Source organism: Photorhabdus sp. RM323S (assembly GCF_042879375.1).
GTDB lineage: Bacteria > Pseudomonadota > Gammaproteobacteria > Enterobacterales > Enterobacteriaceae > Photorhabdus > Photorhabdus tasmaniensis.
In genome coordinates this window covers 40,882-62,259 of sequence record NZ_JBHFKZ010000013.1, presented here as the reverse complement: position 1 = coordinate 62,259, position 21,378 = coordinate 40,882, and the positions used below count along the sequence as shown (strand labels likewise).

At 42.5% G+C, this 21,378-nt stretch carries 18 protein-coding genes; 8 read left to right on the top strand and 10 right to left on the bottom strand.

Annotation, left to right across the window (positions count from 1 at the left end):
• Positions 1-12: 12 nt before the first annotated feature.
• Genes kdpF through kdpE form a run of 6 tightly spaced genes read left to right on the top strand, consistent with a single transcriptional unit; the run spans position 13 to position 7,899 of the window.
• The gene (kdpF, locus tag ACGF7G_RS08325) at positions 13-102 is read left to right on the top strand and encodes a K(+)-transporting ATPase subunit F (protein WP_387464698.1); all 90 of its coding nucleotides are present in this window, start codon (positions 13-15) and stop codon (positions 100-102) included.
• The gene (kdpA, locus tag ACGF7G_RS08320; protein ID WP_387464697.1) at positions 103-1,809 is read left to right on the top strand and encodes a potassium-transporting ATPase subunit KdpA; all 1,707 of its coding nucleotides are present in this window, start codon (positions 103-105) and stop codon (positions 1,807-1,809) included.
• 32 nt (positions 1,810-1,841) lie between these two features.
• Complete coding sequence (gene kdpB / locus ACGF7G_RS08315; protein ID WP_387464695.1) at positions 1,842-3,908, top strand: potassium-transporting ATPase subunit KdpB; 2,067 nt, start codon at positions 1,842-1,844, stop codon at positions 3,906-3,908.
• A gap of 11 nt (positions 3,909-3,919) precedes the next feature.
• Entirely contained in the window at positions 3,920-4,501 is a 582-nt protein-coding gene (gene kdpC, locus ACGF7G_RS08310; protein WP_133815144.1) for a potassium-transporting ATPase subunit KdpC, read from the top strand.
• A 9-nt stretch (positions 4,502-4,510) separates the two neighbouring features.
• Positions 4,511-7,237 (top strand): two-component system sensor histidine kinase KdpD, encoded by a 2,727-nt coding sequence (kdpD, locus tag ACGF7G_RS08305; protein ID WP_387464694.1) that lies wholly within the window; start codon positions 4,511-4,513, stop codon positions 7,235-7,237.
• Complete coding sequence (kdpE, locus tag ACGF7G_RS08300) at positions 7,207-7,899, top strand: two-component system response regulator KdpE (protein ID WP_133815146.1); 693 nt, start codon at positions 7,207-7,209, stop codon at positions 7,897-7,899. The genes kdpD and kdpE overlap by 31 nt, the downstream gene beginning before the upstream one ends.
• A gap of 60 nt (positions 7,900-7,959) precedes the next feature.
• Here kdpE and ACGF7G_RS08295 read toward each other — a convergent pair whose 3' ends face one another.
• The 9 genes from ACGF7G_RS08295 to ACGF7G_RS08255 form a co-directional block, all read right to left on the bottom strand.
• A complete protein-coding gene (locus tag ACGF7G_RS08295) occupies positions 7,960-8,781 on the bottom strand; it encodes a Cof-type HAD-IIB family hydrolase (protein ID WP_387464692.1) in 822 nt (273 codons plus the stop codon).
• Positions 8,782-8,816: 35 nt separating this feature from the next.
• Entirely contained in the window at positions 8,817-9,491 is a 675-nt protein-coding gene (locus ACGF7G_RS08290; protein WP_133815148.1) for a formyltransferase family protein, read from the bottom strand.
• Positions 9,488-11,344 (bottom strand): aminotransferase class I/II-fold pyridoxal phosphate-dependent enzyme, encoded by a 1,857-nt coding sequence (locus ACGF7G_RS08285; protein WP_387464690.1) that lies wholly within the window; start codon positions 11,342-11,344, stop codon positions 9,488-9,490. The genes ACGF7G_RS08290 and ACGF7G_RS08285 overlap by 4 nt, the downstream gene beginning before the upstream one ends.
• Positions 11,345-11,451: 107 nt before the next feature.
• Positions 11,452-12,648, bottom strand: coding sequence for a hypothetical protein (locus tag ACGF7G_RS08280; RefSeq protein ID WP_387464689.1), 1,197 nt, complete (start codon positions 12,646-12,648; stop codon positions 11,452-11,454).
• Positions 12,641-13,036 carry a ParB N-terminal domain-containing protein gene (locus tag ACGF7G_RS08275; RefSeq protein WP_133815151.1) on the bottom strand — a complete coding sequence of 132 codons (396 nt, stop codon included), beginning with the start codon at positions 13,034-13,036 and terminating at the stop codon, positions 12,641-12,643. Before ACGF7G_RS08275 ends, ACGF7G_RS08280 begins: the two co-directional genes overlap by 8 nt.
• Entirely contained in the window at positions 13,002-14,234 is a 1,233-nt protein-coding gene (locus tag ACGF7G_RS08270) for an MFS transporter (protein ID WP_133815152.1), read from the bottom strand. Before ACGF7G_RS08270 ends, ACGF7G_RS08275 begins: the two co-directional genes overlap by 35 nt.
• A gap of 845 nt (positions 14,235-15,079) precedes the next feature.
• Positions 15,080-16,720, bottom strand: a complete 1,641-nt coding sequence (gene pgm, locus ACGF7G_RS08265) for a phosphoglucomutase (alpha-D-glucose-1,6-bisphosphate-dependent) (RefSeq protein WP_387464685.1) — start codon at positions 16,718-16,720, stop codon at positions 15,080-15,082.
• 56 nt (positions 16,721-16,776) lie between these two features.
• Positions 16,777-17,301, bottom strand: coding sequence for a replication initiation negative regulator SeqA (gene seqA / locus ACGF7G_RS08260; RefSeq protein ID WP_133815154.1), 525 nt, complete (start codon positions 17,299-17,301; stop codon positions 16,777-16,779).
• A gap of 652 nt (positions 17,302-17,953) precedes the next feature.
• Positions 17,954-18,106 carry a hypothetical protein gene (locus ACGF7G_RS08255; protein WP_387464726.1) on the bottom strand — a complete coding sequence of 51 codons (153 nt, stop codon included), beginning with the start codon at positions 18,104-18,106 and terminating at the stop codon, positions 17,954-17,956.
• Here ACGF7G_RS08255 and ACGF7G_RS08250 point away from each other — a divergent pair.
• Positions 18,064-18,555, top strand: a complete 492-nt coding sequence (locus ACGF7G_RS08250) for a GNAT family N-acetyltransferase (protein ID WP_387464725.1) — start codon at positions 18,064-18,066, stop codon at positions 18,553-18,555. The two genes, ACGF7G_RS08255 and ACGF7G_RS08250, sit on opposite strands and share 43 nt — an antisense overlap.
• A 295-nt stretch (positions 18,556-18,850) precedes the next feature.
• Here ACGF7G_RS08250 and ACGF7G_RS08245 read toward each other — a convergent pair whose 3' ends face one another.
• The gene (locus tag ACGF7G_RS08245) at positions 18,851-20,104 is read right to left on the bottom strand and encodes a dicarboxylate/amino acid:cation symporter (RefSeq protein ID WP_387464683.1); all 1,254 of its coding nucleotides are present in this window, start codon (positions 20,102-20,104) and stop codon (positions 18,851-18,853) included.
• A gap of 453 nt (positions 20,105-20,557) precedes the next feature.
• On the opposite strand from ACGF7G_RS08245, the gene ybfF reads away from it, so the two are divergent.
• Entirely contained in the window at positions 20,558-21,343 is a 786-nt protein-coding gene (gene ybfF, locus ACGF7G_RS08240) for an esterase (RefSeq protein WP_387464681.1), read from the top strand.
• Positions 21,344-21,378 lie beyond the last annotated feature (35 nt).

Here is a 21,378-nt window from a genome sequence, read left to right as displayed (position 1 = left end):
GAGAGATAAGCTGTGAGCATATTTCTGATTTCCGGCGTGTTATTAGTCGCCCTGTTACTGATTTATCTGATTTACGCGTTACTCCATGCGGAGGATTTTTAAATGGCATCATCTGCTTTTTTACTGATCGCAAGTTTCTTACTGATTTTGCTGCTGCTGGCAAAACCGCTTGGCGATATTATCGCCAATATGATCAACGGTGATATTCCGCTCTGGCTGACTAAAACAGAATCTGGCCTTTGGCGTTGCTGTGGCTTACAGAAACCTGGCGGCACAGTGAAAGAGATGAACTGGTGGCAATACGCATTAGCGATCATTATTTTTAATCTGACAGGGCTATTACTGTTATTTACCCTGCTGATCGCCCAACGAGTCCTTCCGCTAAATCCTGAACATTTTCCCGGGCTCAAATGGGACCTGGCGCTGAATACCGCAGCCAGCTTTATCACCAATACTGACTGGCAAGCCTACAGTGGGGAAAACACGTTAAGCTACTTTAGTCAGATGACGGGTTTAACCGTGCAAAACTTTCTTTCTGCCGCGACCGGTATCGCTGTGGTATTTGCGCTGATACGCGCATTTTCCCGTCATGGTGTAAAAACCGTGGGAAACGCCTGGGTTGATATCACCCGTATTACGCTTTATCTGCTGCTACCGCTGTCTATGATTGTCGCGCTGGTTTTTGTCAGTCAGGGAGTGATACAGAATTTCGAACCTTATCAATTAGTTCATACCATTGAAGACCAACAGCAATTGATCCCGATGGGGCCAGTCGCCTCACAGGAAGCCATTAAGTTATTAGGAACCAATGGCGGCGGATTCTTTGGCGCCAGTTCAGCCCATCCGTTTGAAAATCCAACCGCTATCAGCAATTTTATTCAGATATTATCTATCCTGCTGATCCCCTGCGCACTCTGTTTTGCCTTTGGTCAGGTCATTGGCGACAACCGTCAGGGACACGCTTTATTATGGGCGATGTGTATCATCTTTGTCGTTGCTACAGCGGGAGTGATGTATGCCGAACTCAAAGGCAATCCCCATTTCAGTCTGTTAGGTACCGCCAGTAATATCAATCTGGAAGGTAAAGAGAATCGCTTCGGTATCCTTGCAAGCTCAATTTATGCGGTAGTGACAACTGCGGCCTCCTGTGGGGCGGTCAATGCCATGCATGATTCTTTCACCGCACTTGGCGGCATGATCCCCATGTGGCTGATACAAATTGGCGAAGTCGTATTCGGCGGCGTGGGTTCCGGCTTATACGGTATGTTGCTGTTCGTTCTGCTGACAGTGTTTATTGGCGGTTTAATGATCGGCCGGGCGCCTGAATATCTCGGCAAAAAAATCGAAGTATTCGAGATGAAAATGGTCGCACTAGCGATTCTGGTCACCCCGACACTGGTCCTTTTAGGCACTGCGCTTGTCATATCCACAACCCATGCACGTGCCGGTATTCTGAACCCCGGCGCTCATGGTTTCAGTGAAGTGCTTTATACCCTCTCCTCTGTCGCCAACAATAATGGCAGTGCTTTCGCGGGCCTCAATACCAACAGCGTATTCTACAACCTACTGCTGGCAACCACCCTGTTTTTTGGCCGTTTTGGCGTGATCCTGCCGGTACTTGCTATTGCCGGCTCCCTGGTCGTGAAAAAACGCCAGCCTGTTAGCAACGGCACACTCCCCACCAGTGGCCCGCTGTTTATCGGCTTATTAATCCTGACCATTATGTTAATTGGTGCATTGACGTTTATTCCAGCACTGATCCTTGGCCCGGTCATTGAACATTTACAAATCTGGCTGATGTCCCGGTAAGTGCCAACATGAGGAATAGAGAGAGGAACACCATGACAAACAAACAACAGACATTATTCGCCCCCTCTTTGATGCGTAATGCTCTTATTGATTCAGTAAAGAAATGCCATCCAGCCGCACAATGGCGTAATCCGGTGATGTTTGTGGTCTATCTGGGCAGTGGATTAACCACGATTTTGTGGATTGCCATGTTAGCCGGTCAGTTTCAGGGAAATACGCTGTTTACCGGCAACATCGCCTTATGGCTATGGTTTACCTTGCTGTTCGCTAACTTTGCCGAAGCACTGGCGGAAGGCAGAAGCAAGGCCCAGGCCGCCAGCCTTAAAGGGGTGAGAAAAACCAGTTGGGCAACGAAACTCGCCTCAGCCAGCCGTGATGCAACACGGGAAAAGGTCCCTTCTGACAGCCTGCGTAAAGGCGATATCGTCATTATTGCAGCCAATGAAACCATTCCTTGTGATGGTGAAGTTATCGAAGGCGGTGCTTCCGTTGATGAAAGTGCCATCACCGGAGAATCTGCCCCGGTTATCCGCGAATCCGGCGGCGACTTTTCCTCTGTTACCGGCGGTACACGCGTGCTGTCTGATTGGCTGATAGTCCAATGTTCGGTCAATCCCGGTGAAACCTTTCTCGATCGCATGATTTCCATGGTCGAAGGGGCTAAACGGCGCAAAACCCCAAACGAGATCGCCCTGACGATCCTGCTGACAGCGCTGACAATTATCTTTCTCCTGGTGTGTGCCACCCTATTGCCATTCTCAATATTCAGTGTGGAAACCAACCAATCTGGTCAACCTATCACCATCACGGTATTGGTCGCATTGTTAGTTTGTCTTATTCCGACCACCATTGGCGGTTTACTTTCCGCGATCGGTGTCGCAGGCATGAGCCGAATGCTGGGTGCGAATGTGATTGCCACCAGCGGTCGGGCCGTTGAAGCCGCGGGGGATGTGGATGTACTGCTGCTGGATAAAACCGGCACTATCACCCTGGGAAATCGCCAGGCATCTCAGTTTCTGCCGGTTCCCGGCGTGACAGAACAACAGCTGGCAGACGCCGCCCAGCTCTCTTCTCTGGCCGATGAAACACCGGAAGGCCGCAGCATTGTCATTCTGGCAAAACAGCGTTTCAATCTGCGCGAACGTGATCTGCGCTCATTGAATGCCAGTTTTGTGCCTTTCTCTGCCATGACCAGAATGAGCGGCGTGAATGTGGAAAATCGGATGATCCGTAAAGGCGCCGTAGATGCCATCCGCCGTCATATTGAAGTGAATCACGGCAAATTCCCAGAAGCAGTCGAGATCTTGGTACAGACCGTAGCACGTAAAGGCGGTACACCGCTGGTTGTCGCAGAAAATCAGCGGGTACTGGGCGTTGTTGCGCTGAAAGACATCGTAAAAGGCGGCATCAAAGAGCGATTCAGCGAAATGCGCCGGATGGGCATCAAAACCGTGATGATTACCGGCGATAACCGCCTGACCGCCGCCGCCATTGCAGCGGAAGCCGGTGTTGATGATTTTCTGGCGGAAGCCACACCCGAAGCCAAACTGGCACTTATCCGCCAGTATCAATCCGAAGGCCGTCTGGTCGCCATGACCGGCGACGGTACTAATGATGCGCCCGCGCTTGCTCAGGCTGATGTTGCGGTTGCCATGAATTCAGGCACGCAGGCAGCCAAGGAAGCCGGCAATATGGTGGATCTGGACTCCAACCCAACCAAACTGATTGAAGTCGTCCGTATAGGTAAACAGATGCTGATGACACGAGGTGCTCTGACCACGTTCAGTATTGCCAATGATATCGCAAAATATTTCGCCATTATCCCGGCAGCATTTGCTGTCACCTATCCACAGTTAAATGTCTTAAATATCATGCATCTGTATTCGCCAACATCGGCGGTTTTATCGACAGTTATCTTCAATGCACTGATTATTGTCTTCCTGATCCCATTAGCTCTGAAAGGCGTGAGCTATCGCCCCATGAACGCATTGTCACTCTTACGCCGCAATCTGTGGATTTATGGTCTGGGTGGTCTGATAGCGCCTTTCATCGGCATCAAACTGATAGATATGTTGCTGACTTTGCTGATCTTTAAATAAAGGTGACGAAAATGATTTGGTTACGTTCTTCTGTTGTATTGTTGCTATTCCTGACTCTAATTACTGGTGTGGCTTACCCGTTGCTGGCAACAGGTTTGTCAGAACTGATGTTTCCTTACCAGTCCCAGGGTTCTATGGTGGAACAAGACGGTCAAATAGTCGGTTCTGAACTGATTGGTCAACCCTTCACTAAAGATATCTATTTTCAGGGACGCCCTTCCGCGACAATGGACTACCCTTATAACACGATGTTATCTGGTGGCAGTAATTTAGCGGTTTCTAACCCGGTATTGGATGATGAAATCAAGCGCAGAGTTGAACATTTGCGCCAATTTAACCGCCAGCCAAACATGCCCGTGCCAGTTGATCTGGTCACCGCGTCCGCCAGCGGCCTTGATCCTCACATTTCACCCGCAGCGGCTGATTTTCAGGTACAGAGAGTGGCTGACGCACGCCGTTTACCCATTAAAGCGGTAAAACAATTAATCCAGAATAATACTGAAATCCCGCCATCGGAATTTCTCGGTGAACCGGTGATTAATGTGTTAAAACTCAATCTTGCCCTTGATAATTTGCAAAAGAAAAAGCAATAAGGCTGGAAGATGGATCAACATGAACCACAACGTCCTGACCCTGATGAATTACTGACACTGGTTAACGAGAAACAGCGCGGTAAATTAAAAATATTTTTCGGTGCCTGCGCTGGCGTGGGAAAAACCTATGCCATGTTGCAGGAAGCACAAAGATTGCGTGCCCAAGGGCTGGATGTGATTATCGGTGTAGTAGAAACCCATGAGCGGCAGGGAACAGCCGCTCTGGTTGATGGCCTGCCACAACTGCCACTTAAACCGATCCACTACCGCAAGCGCAGAACCACCGTCTTTGATCTCGATGCCGCCATTGCCCGCCACCCGGCGATGATTCTGATGGATGAACTGGCATTCAGCAATCCTCACGGCAGCCGTCATCCCAAGCGCTGGCAGGATGTTGAAGAATTACTGGAAGCAGGAATCGATGTCCTGACGACCATTAATGTTCAGCATCTGGAAAGTCTCAATGATGTGGTTGGTGATATTACCGGTATCCAGGTCAGGGAGACCATCCCTGACCATATCTTTGATCAGGCGACTGAAATTGTCCTGGTTGATCTGCCGCCGGATGATCTGCGCCAACGGCTCAATGAAGGGAAGGTCTATATTTCCAGCCAGGCGGAACGCGCCATTGAACATTTCTTCCGCAAAGGCAATCTGATCGCCCTGCGGGAACTGGCTTTGCGCCGTACCGCTGATCGCGTTGATGATCAAATGCGCGCGTTCCGCGACACCCAAGGGCATGAACCGGTCTGGCACACCCGTGATAACCTTCTGCTGTGCATCGGTAACAGCTCAGGCAATGAAAAACTGGTTCGTACCGCAGCCCGCCTTGCCGCCCGGTTAGGTTGCATCTGGCATGCAATCTACGTTGAAACCCCGAAACTACACCAATTGCCGGAAGGTAAACGGCGCACGATTTTAACCGCGCTCAGATTAGCCCATGAATTGGGAGCGGAAACAGCAACACTTTCCGATCCAAACAAAGAAAAAGCGGTATTACGTTATGCCAGAGAACATAACCTCGGCAAAATTTTGATAGGCCGTCGCTGTGAATCCAAGCATAAGCTGCTTAACTGGAAATGGCGCCTTGGTTTTGCTGATCGGTTAGGAAAACTGGGGCCGGATTTGGATTTAGTGATTGTCGCGCTGGAAGATCGCAGCCAATGGGATAAAGAACAGGACAGCCGTTCTGTCAGTGAAAAATGGCGGATACAGATTCAAGGTTGCCTGATCGCAATCGCCCTCTGCACGCTGATCACCCTGTTCTCCCGGACATTCTTACTGACTCTCGATAAAGCTAACCTGGTTACGCTTTATCTGCTTGGCGTCGTCATCATTGCGCTGTTTTATGGACGCCGGCCATCAATATTTGCGGCTTTTATCAATGTCATCAGTTTCGATATCTTCTTTGTACAGCCCCACTGGTCGCTTGCCGTCACGGATATGCAGTATCTGCTGACTTTCACGGTCATGTTGATCGTCGGGGTCGTAGTCGGAAACCTGACAGCGGGAATGAGATATCAGGCACGAATTGCCCGTTACCGCGAACAACGCACCCGCCATCTCTATGAAATGACCCGTGAACTCAGCCGGGCATTGAATGAAGAAGATATTGCCCGTACCAGCTACCATTTCCTTGCCAATGGTTTTCAGGCGAAAACCGGCCTGTTTTTACCGAGCGATAATGGCAATTTACATCAACTTACAACCAACAATGGCGGTCATATGCTGATTGACGATGCCATTGCCAAATGGAGTTTTGATAAAAATCTGCCGGCAGGCGCAGGAACCGATACCTTGCCCAGCGTACCTTACCAATTACTGCCTATCGCAACACCTTCACAAACATTTGCTGTGCTGGCGATTGAGCCATCCTATTTGCGCCAGCTGCTTATCCCGGAGCAACAGCGATTATTGCAAACATTTACCGGCCTGATTGCCAATGCGTTGGAAAGATTGCACCTATCCCGCCGGGCAGAATCGGCGAAACTGGACGCCGAGCGGGAACAGTTACGTAACTCACTGTTGGCGGCACTCTCTCACGATTTACGCACCCCTCTGACGGTTCTTTTCGGGCAAGCAGAAATCCTGATGCTGGATTTATCTGCCGAAGGTTCCCCGCATACCAAGCAGGTGAATCAAATCCGTCAGCAAATTCTCAGCACTTCCCGTCTGGTCAATAACTTGTTGGATATGGCGCGTATCCAATCGGGGGGAATTCAGCTCAATCTGGAATGGCAATCACTGGAAGAGATCGTCGGCAGTACCTTGCGTTCACTGGAATATGCGCTTAATCGCCATCTGGTCACCGTTGCTCTGCCATCTGATCTACTATTACATTGTGATGCCAGCCTGCTGGAACGAGTATTTATCAATTTATTGGAAAACGCGATTAAATACACCGATGAACAAACACCCTTGGGCATTAAGGCGACAACAGAAAAAAATCAGGTTCATATTGAAGTCTGGGATGCAGGTAAAGGTATTCCACCGGAGCAGGAACAGTTAATTTTCGATAAATTTTCCCGCGCCCGCAAAGAATCCGCCATTCCGGGAGTGGGCCTTGGGCTGGCAATCTGTCGCGCCATTATTGAAATTCACAATGGAAAAATTTGGGCGGCCAATAACGAAAAAGGTGGAGCAAGTTTTCACTTTGTTCTACCGTTAGAAAAACCGCCTGAAATTGAAGAAATAACTGAGGAGGTATCACTATTACCAGCAATAACACCATTTTAATTATCGAAGATGAAAAAGAGATCCGACGCTTTGTCCGGCTGGCGCTGGAAGGGGAAGGTTGTCGCGTATTTGAAAGTGAGACGCTGAAACGGGGCTTAATTGAAGCGGGAACCCGTAAACCTGACTTGATTATTCTTGATTTGGGGCTGCCCGATGGTGACGGCATTAATTTGATCCGTGATTTGCGCCAATGGAGCACCATCCCCATTATTGTTCTTTCTGCCCGTGACGCAGAAGCGGATAAAGTTGCCGCACTGGATGCCGGCGCTGATGATTATCTGAGTAAACCGTTTGGCATCAGTGAATTGTTAGCAAGAGTACGGGTTGCCCTGCGCCACTTTGCCAGAACCCATCAGGAAGAATCTATCGTCTATTTTTCTGATGTGATTGTCGATCTGGTTAACCGCCGGATAACTAAAAGCGATGAAGAGTTGCACCTGACGCCGATTGAATTTCGTTTATTGGGTGAATTATTGGCAAATAGTGGCAAAGTGCTAACACAACGCCAGTTACTCAATCAGGTTTGGGGGCCTAATTATGTTGAACATAACCATTACTTGCGGATTTATATGGGGCATCTGCGACAAAAATTGGAAACTGACCCCACCAGGCCAAAACATTTACTCACTGAAACCGGCATTGGCTATCGGTTTATGCCTTAATACCTGAGACACGAATCGAATCTCTTCATGTCTCAGGCAATTAACTGCTCTCAGCAAAGTTTAGGGCAGATTATTCACTTGACATACATGTTCAAATAAATAATAAGCGACAGACTCTTCGCGGCAGGAACCAATAACATCCGCATCAGGCAGCGCTTGTTTAACTCTATCCTGTGCCGTTCCCATTATCACCCCTTTAGCGGCGGTTGAAAGCATTTCCACATCATTCATACCATCGCCAAACGCGATAGTTTGATCAATTGGAATACCAAGAAACCCGGCGAGCTGAATTAAAGCCTGCCCCTTAGAAACACCGCTGTCCATCACTTCCAAACACCAGGGGAATGAGAAAGCAATACTGACATTATCAGAAAACAGCGCAATTAAATGGCGTTCCAATTTAACCAACGCGTCGTGATCTCGGCGCTTATGAATGAAAAAAACTTTTTCAACAGCATCACAAGGCATTTCATCTGCCGGCCTGATCGTGGGATTAAAATGATCATTCTGATTAAAATCACTGAAACTATGATGTAATTCACTGGTTACCCATTGAGAACCACAATACATATTAATCACTAAATCCTGATCTGCCTGCGTTTGCTCAATTAATCTTTTTACTACATCCCCCGGCAGATATTGCCTGATATCCAACTTGTTACAGGCACTTGTTAATCTGGCGCCATTAGACGTAATCAGATGTACAGGTATATCAAAATCACCAATAATGGCGTTAACATCAGCATGATGCCTGCCGGTAGCAAATACGATCTGCTTTCCGGTATTTGACAAATCAGTCAGCACTTGACGGGTAAATTGACCTACCGTATCCCCCCGAAGTAACAGAGTTCCATCAAGATCGGTAGCAATAAGATTATACATGAGCACTTCCCCGGTACATTAAAAGCAATAATTATCTACGCTTTATTCAGCAATTCAAGCGATGCTTTCTTGGTAAATGTCATCCTTTCTGCCAGATTATGATTATCTTTCTCATAATAAATACTGGCTTCTGAATCCATTTGAGGTCTTGGACTTATTTTTTCCACCATTGGCATGGTATCAAGGAACAATTGTCTGGCATAGTTAACAGCCCGGGTATAAGTATCAATAACCTCTTCAAATTCAGGATAAATAGAAAACAAAACCTGATTCACAATTGGACCTGCATCAATACCTTCATTAATTTCATGGATCGTCACACCATGTGATGATTCACCATTTTTCAAAGCCCAGTTTACTGGCCTGACGCCGCGATATTTAGGCAAATAGGACAAATGGATATTCAATATTCTTTTACAAGAATTAATGAATTTTAACGGCAATATCCGCTTATGAAATACGACAAAGCACAAATCGCAATTGAAATTACCACTTTCATAACCGGGTAAATTCTCAACTTTATTATCTTCAATAATAGAAATATTATTTTCATGACAGAAATCTATTAATGTCTGCTCAGTACTGACAGGTTCGAATTTATCTGCCACAACATGCAATATTTGATAATCTTTATGATTCAAGAAATATTGACAAATGAAAATTGCCAATTCTCCTTTACCGCAAATCACAACTGTTTTTGGATGACTCATTCGCAGACCTCGTTAACTTCCTTAATCGTGCTAATATCACTAATATTAATCAGCCCCTGCATCACCATGCGCAATGAGCGTATTAAAATTTCATTATCGCTTTGTGTCCGGCACGATACTCGGCAATATAGATCAGAATCGGCATTTCCTTTCCCGGAGCACTCTTTTATATACACGCCATGAATATCTAAAAGTAACCGTGATATCATTTTTGCATCGGAAACATGAAATTTACAGTAAACAAAATTAGAATCCGTCTCATAGGCAGTAATACCTTCGATTGAATTCAATGCTTGCTGTAATTTTAACGTATCAATCATCACCTGTTCACAGCTTAATTTATAGTTCTCTCTATATTGCGGCAACCGCAATAAAAACTCTTCTGCAAAACCATTAATATTCCAAATAGGCAATACTGATCTCACTTTAGCCAGTAATGCTTGATTCTCGGTTGCCATATATCCTATCCGAATACCACCAATGCCAAAGGTTTTACTCATGCTGCGAATAACAGATAAATTTTTATAGTGATCTAAATGCATTAACATTGTATCGTCACGCATTTTAGAAAAATCCAAGAAAGATTCATCAACAATCAGGTCTATATTTAATGTCAATAATTCGCCTGCCAGATATAACAAACTATTAATTGGCGTTAGTTTACCTGTCGGGTTATTCGGTGACTCAATCACCACCACACTTGGCTTTTCCTCTTTCGCCAACATTAATAATTCATCAACATCTATCTCAAAATCCCTGCTCTCTTTACTATAACTAAATATTGTTCTATCTTTACCAAAGCAATTAGCATATTCATTAAATGATGGCACAGTAACTAATACTTTACCGGTATAAATCTCAGGCAGCCGTTTTATTATTTCAGCAGCACCATTTGAAATACATAATTTCGTTTTTTCTACACCAAGAAATTCAGATAAAGCATATTCAACTAAACGATTTCCACCGGGGTAATTAAGTAATATCTTATCAAAATTATTCTTCATTTCATCTTTCAATTTTTTAGGTGGAAAGTTGAAATTATAAATTAATGCAAAATCAATAATAGGATAACGCCAATATCCACCATGCCTATTCTGCACAAGATCCAGTTTATTATTACTTGAAATGAAGTCACAAATAGCAAGATCATAAGTATTATCAACTTCATACCATTGAGAATGATCAACAATACTTGCTTTAAATTCAGCTACATTATCCAATAAGGATTTTTTAAATATATCTTCATAATATAGCCCGGTTAATCCATTATTAACGTAATTTTCTAACTCTTTATTCACATATTCCGCAAAATTAGCACTGCAAATATGATAAATATTGACTGTCTTATATTGCCCATCTTCAACCTGATAATCAATATCCTTGGTAGAATTTAATGCAATAATATTATCTTTATCCATTTTTGCATAAGTCCCTTCCATATTCCCACTAAGAGGAGAAACCAAGACATTGAGATCGCCTGCTCTTAGCATCACCGTCTCCAGGCATTTCTTGGTGAAGAATATATCGCCTTCCAGGATCAGCGTATCTTGTTTAATCCAATTTCTGGCAAGATATAAAGAATAGAGATTGTTAGTTGATTCCCATTTTTCACTATTAACAAATTCAATATCCAGGTTATATGTCTTTTGTTCAATATGAGACATCAAAACATCATTTTTATAACCCACCACAATAATCACTTTCTTAATACCGATAGATTCGATATTTTTCAGCGCATTATCGATAAATGATATTTGATTCGTTTCTACCAAGGGTTTTGGTTTATTTGATGTTCTGGTAGATAACCGGCTGCCTCTTCCTGCACAAAGCAGTATTACTGTTTTTTCATTCATAGTTTTGATAATTTATTTTAAATAGATGTTAGTAAGCCATCGGTATTCTTAAATAAGAATTAACCTAAAATATAGCCCATTAATAATATAAAATTGATATTTATCTATCAATTAAATACAGCGTCATATATAACATGCTGATATACCCAAACCCCGTCAATTCTTCCGTGGAAATTTGTCTCGCCACCAATTTCACCACCGGTCTTTACACCAGACCCCAGACCAAATGTATGAAAATTATTGAGTGTTTCATCCGACGTTGATATAGGATTTAATTTTTCATTAGTCAGCAAACCATATTTATCACTTTTAAGCTCAATAGGAATATTATTTTTATCAATGATTTCAACAAGTTTAGTGTGATAGCCTGTACAGTGAATTAACAAATCATCACAATTAATACGTTGAATAACCTCATCACCAGATATTTCTGAGATATTTAATATAGAAATATTTTTATGTTTTCTTGCTTTAATTTCTTGCGCAAAGACAAAAGAATCATATCTCAAACCTGAATATCGATTAACCCGGCCACTTAAAGGGCAGATATCTTTCTGGATGAAATCATAGCCGTAAGACTCTGCACTTGCAGGTGAATCAAAAAACAGCTTGAAATCTTTATTAACCAGAACATTTATCTTGCCGGTAAACTTTAATTGTTCTGTCAGCCGAATCAAACAGGAAACAGAACTGTGTGATGAGCCTAATATTGAGATACTTTTTATATTACCTTTATTGATAACCTCATCATAAACACCTTTAATGAAATCACCTGAGGTAATATTATTACTATTATGTAATAATCTGGACTCATTTGGGATCCCGCCTATATTAAATAGGACTTTTCGTGTTGATACAATATAGTCTTCATTATTTTTATGATAAGTTATATCATAGTCACCATTTTCATTCTGTTTAATCTTTTTTACTTCCGCACCGGTCAATACGCCAAACCGATCACCATATTTATTTTCCTGAATAAAGCCTGCAATTCTCTCCAAATATTGACCAACAAACCTCAATTCAACCGGTTTATCTTTATTGGCGCTAAAATATTCCCACTCTGAGGTTGATCTTATATATTGACTCAATGCATCATCACAACCATCAAATTTCTCTAAAAATACACTACCTAAAGAGTTCGCAGTAATTTTATATTTCTTTAATGCACCAGAACCGGCCATCTCGGTTTTTTCTAAAATCAGACAATGTTTTACGGCTTCGTCTTTTAATAAATCTGGAATTAAAGAGATATTTGCAGGACCTGCACCACACATGACAATATCATAACACTGCTTATTCATTGACAAACCCTAACATTTTTAATGCAATTTGCGTTTCAATAACATCCCCAGAGAACTCATGACGGGTCTGTTTATAACCCAGAGGTTGCCCATCCAGACCCGCCTGAATAACATCACTATGACTAATTGTTTTATTCTCATTACGTGAATAAACCAACAGCTCCTTCTGATAATCAAATGCCAGACAAGGGATACAACTTAACTTAAGTGTTTTGGCTAATTCAAGTCTATGATGACCATCAATCACCACATTCGTTGCTTCATCAATCCAGATGGGTTGAGTCCAAAAACCTTCAAGTTTAACTTTCTCTATTAATTGTTCAACACGCACAGGACAATGTAATTCAGTTGGTCTAAGATTCGAGACTTCTTCTAATATTAATTTCATGTTTATCCCTTAGTTTAAACATATGGCAAAAAATTACCAACACCAACACACTTAATATTGCTAATAATTGAAATAACACGCCGCCATCAAAGAATTGAATAACAGTACCACCCACTAATGGAGAAATACAAAAACCGATACTATAAAGTGATGCTGCGCCAAAATATGCCCCACGTAAATCATTTGGTGCCAAACGATCGATAAAAACATTCACACATGGGAACAAAATAGTTTGACTGATACTCATGGTAAAAGCAGCCAGATACCACAATAAATAGACATCATAATACTTGAATGAAATAAAGAACATTAATTCAGATAAAATGAGTAATACAGTGCCTATTTTTATTTTCGTTTCCAATGCCATTTGCTGCGTTAACATGGAAAACGGTAACTGCATAACCACAATGGTTAGCGCATGTAGCATAATAAGCGAAGCAATAAACTCAGCGTATCCATTAAACCCTAATGAAGTAATTAATTGTGGTAGCGTTGAATCAAAATGTCCAAAAATAAACATCATGAGAATATTATTGATAACCAATATTAAAAACACCCGATCATTCAATAAAACTTTCATTGTACCTTTAAAATCATCATTATTCGTTAAGTTTATTTTTATTTTCTTACCGAATAAATAAACCGGGATCATAAAAATCACATAAGATACCGACACAATCAGAAAAGAGATAGAATTAATATCCAGGCTTAACTTTACCCCTAAATAAGGCCCGACTACCGCACCCGCATTCAGAAATAAATACCTTAAATACATGGCATTCTCTCTGACCTGTTTTTCTTCGATAATATCGCCGATAACTGCTTTTATTGGATTATTAACCAGCGCCCAAGAGATATTCGCCAATAACGTGCCAATAATAAAACCGGACTGATGCTCTGATAACCATAATATCAAATATGCCAATGAAGAAATAAGACAACCAATGATAATTATCCTGGCCCGACCAACTTTATCAGAGAAGTAACCGGCATAAAAACTTAATATTGATGAAATCGCAATAGATAAAGAGAGAACTAACCCAATCATCGATGCAGTAAAATGAAACTTTGTATATAATATGATGGAAATAAAAGGCCATACCATCATTGATGTTGACCTTGTTACAAAAGTCCCCAGAAATAGGCCCCATATACATGCCGGTATGGATGTATAACTCTTAAGAGAAAAATTTTTCATTGTTATGTTCTTATATTATTTATATCTTTTAAACCAAGTATTTAAAATATTTATGAAAGTCCATAAAACCCACTTGCCTCGACAAAACCAAATGTAGAAGCAAGCATTAGGATGATCTGCAAAATAAATAAAATTCAACGATGTATAATTTATCTTTAATATATTATCAAAACAGATATTAATTGCAAACAAAATATGACACTTTTGTTACACGTTAAACGCAAAGCAAATACTGGTGATGTTAATGAGCAACATAATGACATAAGTACTTTGCACTTTAACAGGCGAAAACACGGATAAAAAGGGCCCTTAATCTCAGATAAAAACCTTTCAGTTCAATCTTTATCTATTCAAATATTGATCAATCAACGGAAAAACTCAGCTTAATTTAACCAAAAAATAAGCTGTAATATTATATTCAAAGTGAAATAGATAAATAAAACTGTATTTTAGTGTAATAGCTACACTTTGGTGGGGATAATTATTATTTATAGATTTATATAAAGCTATCTGAGATAAAACTGGAAACCGTTCCACAGGCCCAAAATATTCACTCACTGAAACTGAGATTAGTAATGAGTTTATTCTTTAGTTTCTTTAATGAGAGTAATGATATATTCAAACAGAGAGAATAGTCTTATCATCTCAACTCATTTGATATTAACAATAGAATTTATTTTCTATGGAAACCTGCGGTTATCTTATTTGGTGAAAAGATGTCACTGATGGCGGCAGGTGGCGTCGTACTGATTACAGCCGGTGCATTAATGGTCGCTCTGGGCTGAAAAACAAAAATCCGCAATAACCTGTGACAGCTATTGCGGATTATTCAATCCAATCAAATATCAAACAGCGGCAAAAACCTGGTTAACAATATCCTGCGCTTCTCGTTCAATCTTCTCCCGATGTTCAGGGCCAAGGAAACTTTCACAGTAAATCTTATAGGCTTCCTCCGTTCCTGATGGACGGGCGGCAAACCAGCCATTTTCTGTCATCACTTTCAAGCCGCCAATTGATGCGCCGTTACCGGAAGCTTCTGTCAGACGGGCAGTAATGGGATCACCGGCCAATTTATCCGCTGTCACCATTTCCGGTGACAGTTTGGCTAACAACGCCTTCTGCTGATGATTTGCGGGTGCCTGAATGCGGCTGTAACTCGGTGTACCAAAACGGGCGGCTAACTTATTGTAACGCTGCTGTGGATTTTCCCCTGTCACGGCGGTCATTTCTGCCGCCAGCAAACAGAGGATAATCCCATCTTTATCCGTGGACCACGGCGTACCATCGAAACGCAGGAAAGAAGCCCCTGCACTCTCCTCACCGCCAAAGCCCAATTTACCTTGATGCAAACCGTCAACAAACCACTTAAAACCGACCGGCACTTCCACCAATTCACGGCCAAGATCGGCAACCACCCGATCAATCATGGCACTGGAAACCAGCGTTTTACCTACCGCGACGCTTTCTGACCATTGCGGACGATGACGGAACAGGTAATCTATCGCGGTCGCCAGATAGTGGTTTGGATTCATCAAACCAGCTGGCGTGACAATACCGTGGCGGTCATAATCAGGATCGTTGGCAAAAGCCAGATCAAACTTATCACGCATTGCCAGCAAGCCTGCCATTGCCCAAAGGGATGAGCAATCCATGCGGATGACACCATCATGATCCAGATGCATAAACCGGAACGTCTGATCCACCTGATCATTAACCAACGTCAGATCCAGGCTGTAGAGCTCACCGATACGCTGCCAGAACGCAATGCCGGAACCACCCAACGGATCAATACCGATTTTCAGCCCGGCTTTCTGGATAGCGGCCATATCAACCACATCACCCAGCGCAACGACATACGGCTCGACTAAATCTTGCTGGTGCAAATATTCACTGCTCAACGCCTGAGCAAACGGCAGACGCTTAACGCTTTTTAGACCTTCTTCGAGCAACTCGTTAGCACGACGTTCGATAATCGCGGTCAGATCCGTATCGGCGGGGCCGCCATCCGGTGGATTATATTTAATACCGCCATCTTCCGGTGGATTATGGGATGGTGTAATCACGATCCCATCCGCCAGCGCCTTCCCCTGGCGGTTATAGCAGAGGATGGCATGAGAAATCGCCGGGGTTGGCGTAAACCCATTATTTTCCTGCACAATCACATGCACATTATTGGCGGTCAACACTTCCAGCACAGAAATAAAAGCCGCTTCTGACAACGCATGGGTATCTTTACCCACATAGCAAGGGCCGTTTATTCCCTGCTGCTTACGGGCTTCCACAACTGCCTGAGCAATTGCCAGAATATGCGCTTCATTAAAGCTACTGCGCTGAGAGCTGCCACGATGGCCAGATGTACCGAATTTAACCTTATGCACCGGGTTTTCCGGTTGAGGATGTAAGGTGTAATACTGTGAAGTCAGTTGCGCTACATTTATCAGATCACTTTGGCGGGCAAGTTGCCCTGCGCGCGGATGATTTGCCACTTTATCTCTCCTGGATGGCTGCACCACCTTGACTATTGCAGCGCAGCTTTAGTCAGTTAAATCGTTCCACACACCTTTTCAATAAGATTGGCTGAAAATTGCATATCCTGCATAATTTGTTCAACCATATTACGCTTACGGTCAGTATTGGTGTTAGTAATGACCCAAAAAGGTGTGCCCGGAATATGACGAGGTTTGGTTTGTTTGCCACTGGCAAGCAGCGTCTGTTGATCACCGGCAAAATAAACACGGGTACGACCATGCATAGCATCGGTTGTCTGAGAAAAACCTTCACTGTTCAAGCTGTATAATGTGGATAAGATCAACATAAAGCGATCAACTGATTTTTTCTTCTCAGAATAGTCATCTGAAAGTAACAATTCACGTATGACACGAACAGAATCACGCGGGCGGGATACTGATGTTTTCTCCACAGCGCTAACAGGCTGGACGTTTTGTACTGGCTGATCGGCGTTAAATTTCAGCATCCGCCGTAAAATATCAGATGCACTTTCACCGATATGTTGTGTGTGGCTGGCAATATAGCGGTAAAGGTCTTCATCAACTTCTATCGTTTTCATTTCTATCCAGTACTGTTCTAAATAAAAAATTTAGCCGGATTATAAAGTATAAAAGGAGAAAACAAAATAGGTAAAATTTCAATAACTTAAAAGTGTTTCAGCGTAAAAAACGATATGACGAAGCAGGCTATTTTCATCTAAAACAAATCAATCAGTTACATAAAAAGTATGGATATAAATCTCGTCGCAGTGCTAAAAGGGGCTTAAAATTACAAGCTCGATTGATACAAGCTGAACGAATTATTATTCAGGCTGAGATGACAGTAATATTAATTCCAATCTATTTACAAGAAATTTATCTAAATACGAAATTAGCCCAATGGGTTAACTAACTGTTTTCAAATAACGGTAGTGGCATGCACGGTTGATACATAAGCTGCGGCCCAGCCGCCTATCATTCTTATTAAAGATGCGTATGATAGACAGGTCCAGTTATTTTCGCCAGCGGCTCGATCGACTCCAAATGGCACTTTTGTCAGCTATGTGGTCATATCGACAACTCACCAAGTCTGCCAAGGTGGCATGACTCAAACAAAACGGCCACCGGAAAACCCGGCGCAGTTCAGTTGGGCGGAGACAATCATTTTGACCAGTTGGCCGGGATGATTGTTGCTATGCCGGTAAATCTGCTTGACGCTATCTAGTTCAGTACTCAGTTATCGAAACGGAGGTGTAATGCAACATCAATATCCACATCAAATAGAAACGGATCGTCTCTTACTACGACCCACGAGGGCTTCCGATACGGATCGGGCATTTGAAATCCAGTCAGATTGGCAGGTAACACGAATGCTGCGTATGGCATCGTTTCCCCCCGCTCAAAAGGAAATTGCCGCATGGTTTGCCGACCATCGACGTGAATGGGTTGCGAGTGAGGCATATCGCTTCGCGGTCGAACTTCAAGGACAATTCATTGGATTGGTAGATATTGATGAAATTCGTCAGAATACTGGTGAACTAGGATACTGGTTCGAGCAGGCTGCTTGGGGGCGTGGCTTTGCATTTGAGGCTGCACAGGCCGTAGTGCGCTTTGCATTTAATAATGTTGGTCTGTCTCAACTCCGGTCAGGGCACGCCATCGACAACACTGGCTCACAAAGAGTGCTCCTCAAGCTCGGCTTTCATCAGCTCGATGTCGTTCCACGGGCTTCCCGCTCGCGTGGTGAGGAAATCATGCAACGACAATATATGTTATCGAACTTCAATAAGGAGGCATCTCAAAAAACGGAATTGGTAAAGAAATCACTGATCTAAGCCAATGGTCATCGGATATCAAGAATGCGATTAACCTCTTTTTTTGGGGATTTAAATATACTTTGGGTGACAATCTCATCACCAAGTGACATTGTTTCTCCTCCTGCTTTAACAAGGACCAATAATTTAATTTTGATTAATATATAAAAGAAAGCATAGAACAGATTAAGTGTCTTGCAAGGCAGGAGAAATAAATTTGTTTTTGACTATTTTGACTGGATGTAAAGATTCCGGCCCAATGGCCGGAATTATTTTATTGACGGATCATCAAACAGGCATAAATCTAAAGACTCGCTTATTTAGCATTTAACACTTCGTTTAATTTGGCTTCATCAAGCTGACGACAACGTTTTGCGACTACAATCGTTGCAACCCCATTGCCAATCAGGTTGGTTAACGCTCTTGCTTCTGACATGAAACGGTCTATTCCCAGAATTAATGCCAGACCCGCCAGTGGTAAATGCCCAACAGCAGAAATTGTTGCCGCTAATACAATAAATCCGCTACCTGTTACGCCAGCAGCCCCTTTAGAAGATAAAAGTAACACCACTAATAGCGTTATTTGATGCACAATATCCATCTGTGTATTGGTTGCCTGCGCAATAAATACCGCGGCCATTGTCAGGTAAATAGAAGTGCCATCCAGATTAAATGAATATCCTGTCGGGATCACTAAACCAACAACCGATTTCTGACATCCCACCTTCTCCATTTTATCTAACATCCGCGGTAACGCAGATTCAGAAGAGGATGTTCCCAATACGATTAATAATTCTTCTTTAATGTAATTAATAAACCGGAATATACTAAATCCGGTCACTTTCGCGATTGTTCCTAAAACAAATACCACAAAAAGAATACACGTGATATAGAAGCAAACGATTAACTGCCCTAATTGTATTAATGAACCAATACCATATTTGCCGATGGTAAATGCCATTGCACCAAAAGCCCCCAAAGGCGCTAATCGCATTATCATATTGATAATACCGAAAATCACCTGAGAAAAACCATCAATAATATTAAAGATTGGTTTCCCTTTTTCTCCCAAATGATGAAGCGCAAAGCCAAATAACACTGCAAATAATAAAACCTGCAAAATATTACCACTGGCGAATGCTCCGATGACACTGCCCGGAATAACGTCAAGTAAGAATGCGATTATACCCTGTTCAGCCGCTTTCTCCGCATATATAGAGACAGCTTTAACATCTAACGTAGCGGGATCAATATTCATCCCTGCGCCAGGTTGGACAACATTGACAACGATTAACCCAATAATTAAAGCAATTGTGCTGACTATTTCAAAATAGACCAGAGCAATAGCGCCTGTTTTACCCACGGCTTTCATACTTTCCATACCAGCGATACCGGTCACAACCGTACAGAAAATAACAGGAGCAATGACCATCTTGATTAATTTTACAAATCCATCACCCAATGGCTTCATTTCTGCGCCCAGCTCAGGGTAGAAATGCCCCAGCAGTATGCCGATAGTTATTGCGAGCAAAACTTGAAAATAAAGACTTTTTAGTAAATTTTTTTTCACTTCCTAATTCCCTAATCCATAGTATAAAATCAAATTCTATTTATTCTTATTAGAACGGTGTGATTGTTGTTAAATTTATTCTATATCTTTTATTTACATAAAATATAAAGTAAATTTTCATTATTTTTTCACAAAAATTTAAAGTTAACACACAATTTTTTAAGATATAGATCACATAAACACACAATAAACACACAATAAACAACCACATTAAGATGGCTGAACCAACGATTATCTCACAAGTTATTTAAAACCTCCTATTTAAAAATATCAGTAATTTTAAGCGTTCTTGTTTTTTAAGCTATTAAGTATTGGCATGAAAATTAACAAATTTTTGACACGCCGAACGTTTTGAGAACAATTTAATTACAAGAAATTATTAACTATAATTGCATAGCCTGGTTGCTCTGTTACAATTTGAACAACAATATCCGAAGGAAAACTATTCCCATCATGAAATTAAACAACCCGTTAAATCATCATATACAGACACCGGAAAATCCTGTCTCTTCCACTCCTGTTGTATTAATCCACGGGTTATTTGGTGATCTGAATAATCTTGGGGTCCTAACCCGTGATTTACAGCAATATTATCCCGTTATTCAGGTTGATGTACGTAATCATGGTCTATCTCCATGGGCAGATAACATGGATTACCACGATATGGCACAGGATATTATTTCTCTGCTGGATCATCTGCAAATTCAGTCCGCCATTATTATTGGTCATTCAATGGGCGGCAAGATCGCGATGACAATGACCGCCCTAGCGCCAGAACGGATAGAAAAAATCGTTCTTATTGATATAGCGCCAATCGCCTATCAGGTTCGCCGCCATGACCAGATTTTTACCGCATTGAATAAAGTGACGAAAGCCGGCGTTAATACCCGTCAGGAAGCCATCGAAATTATGCGGGAAGATATTCAGGAAGAGGGTGTTATTCAGTTTTTACTGAAATCATTCCGTCAGGGGGAATGGAAATTCAATTTGCCGGTATTAATCAATCAATATGAGAAGATTATCGGCTGGCAGGAAATACCGGCATGGCCTCATCCTGCTCTGTTTATTCGCGGCGGTCTTTCTTCTTATATTCAAGAAGAGTACCGGGATGATATCGCCAGACAATTTCCACAGGCTAAAGCCTGGGTTGTCGCCGATTGCGGTCACTGGGTTCACGCAGAAAAACCAGACGCCGTTTTAAGGGCAATTCACCATTTTCTCAATATTGATACGGAATAATGCAGGCAGTTAATTCGCGATAAATATTGGCTCAC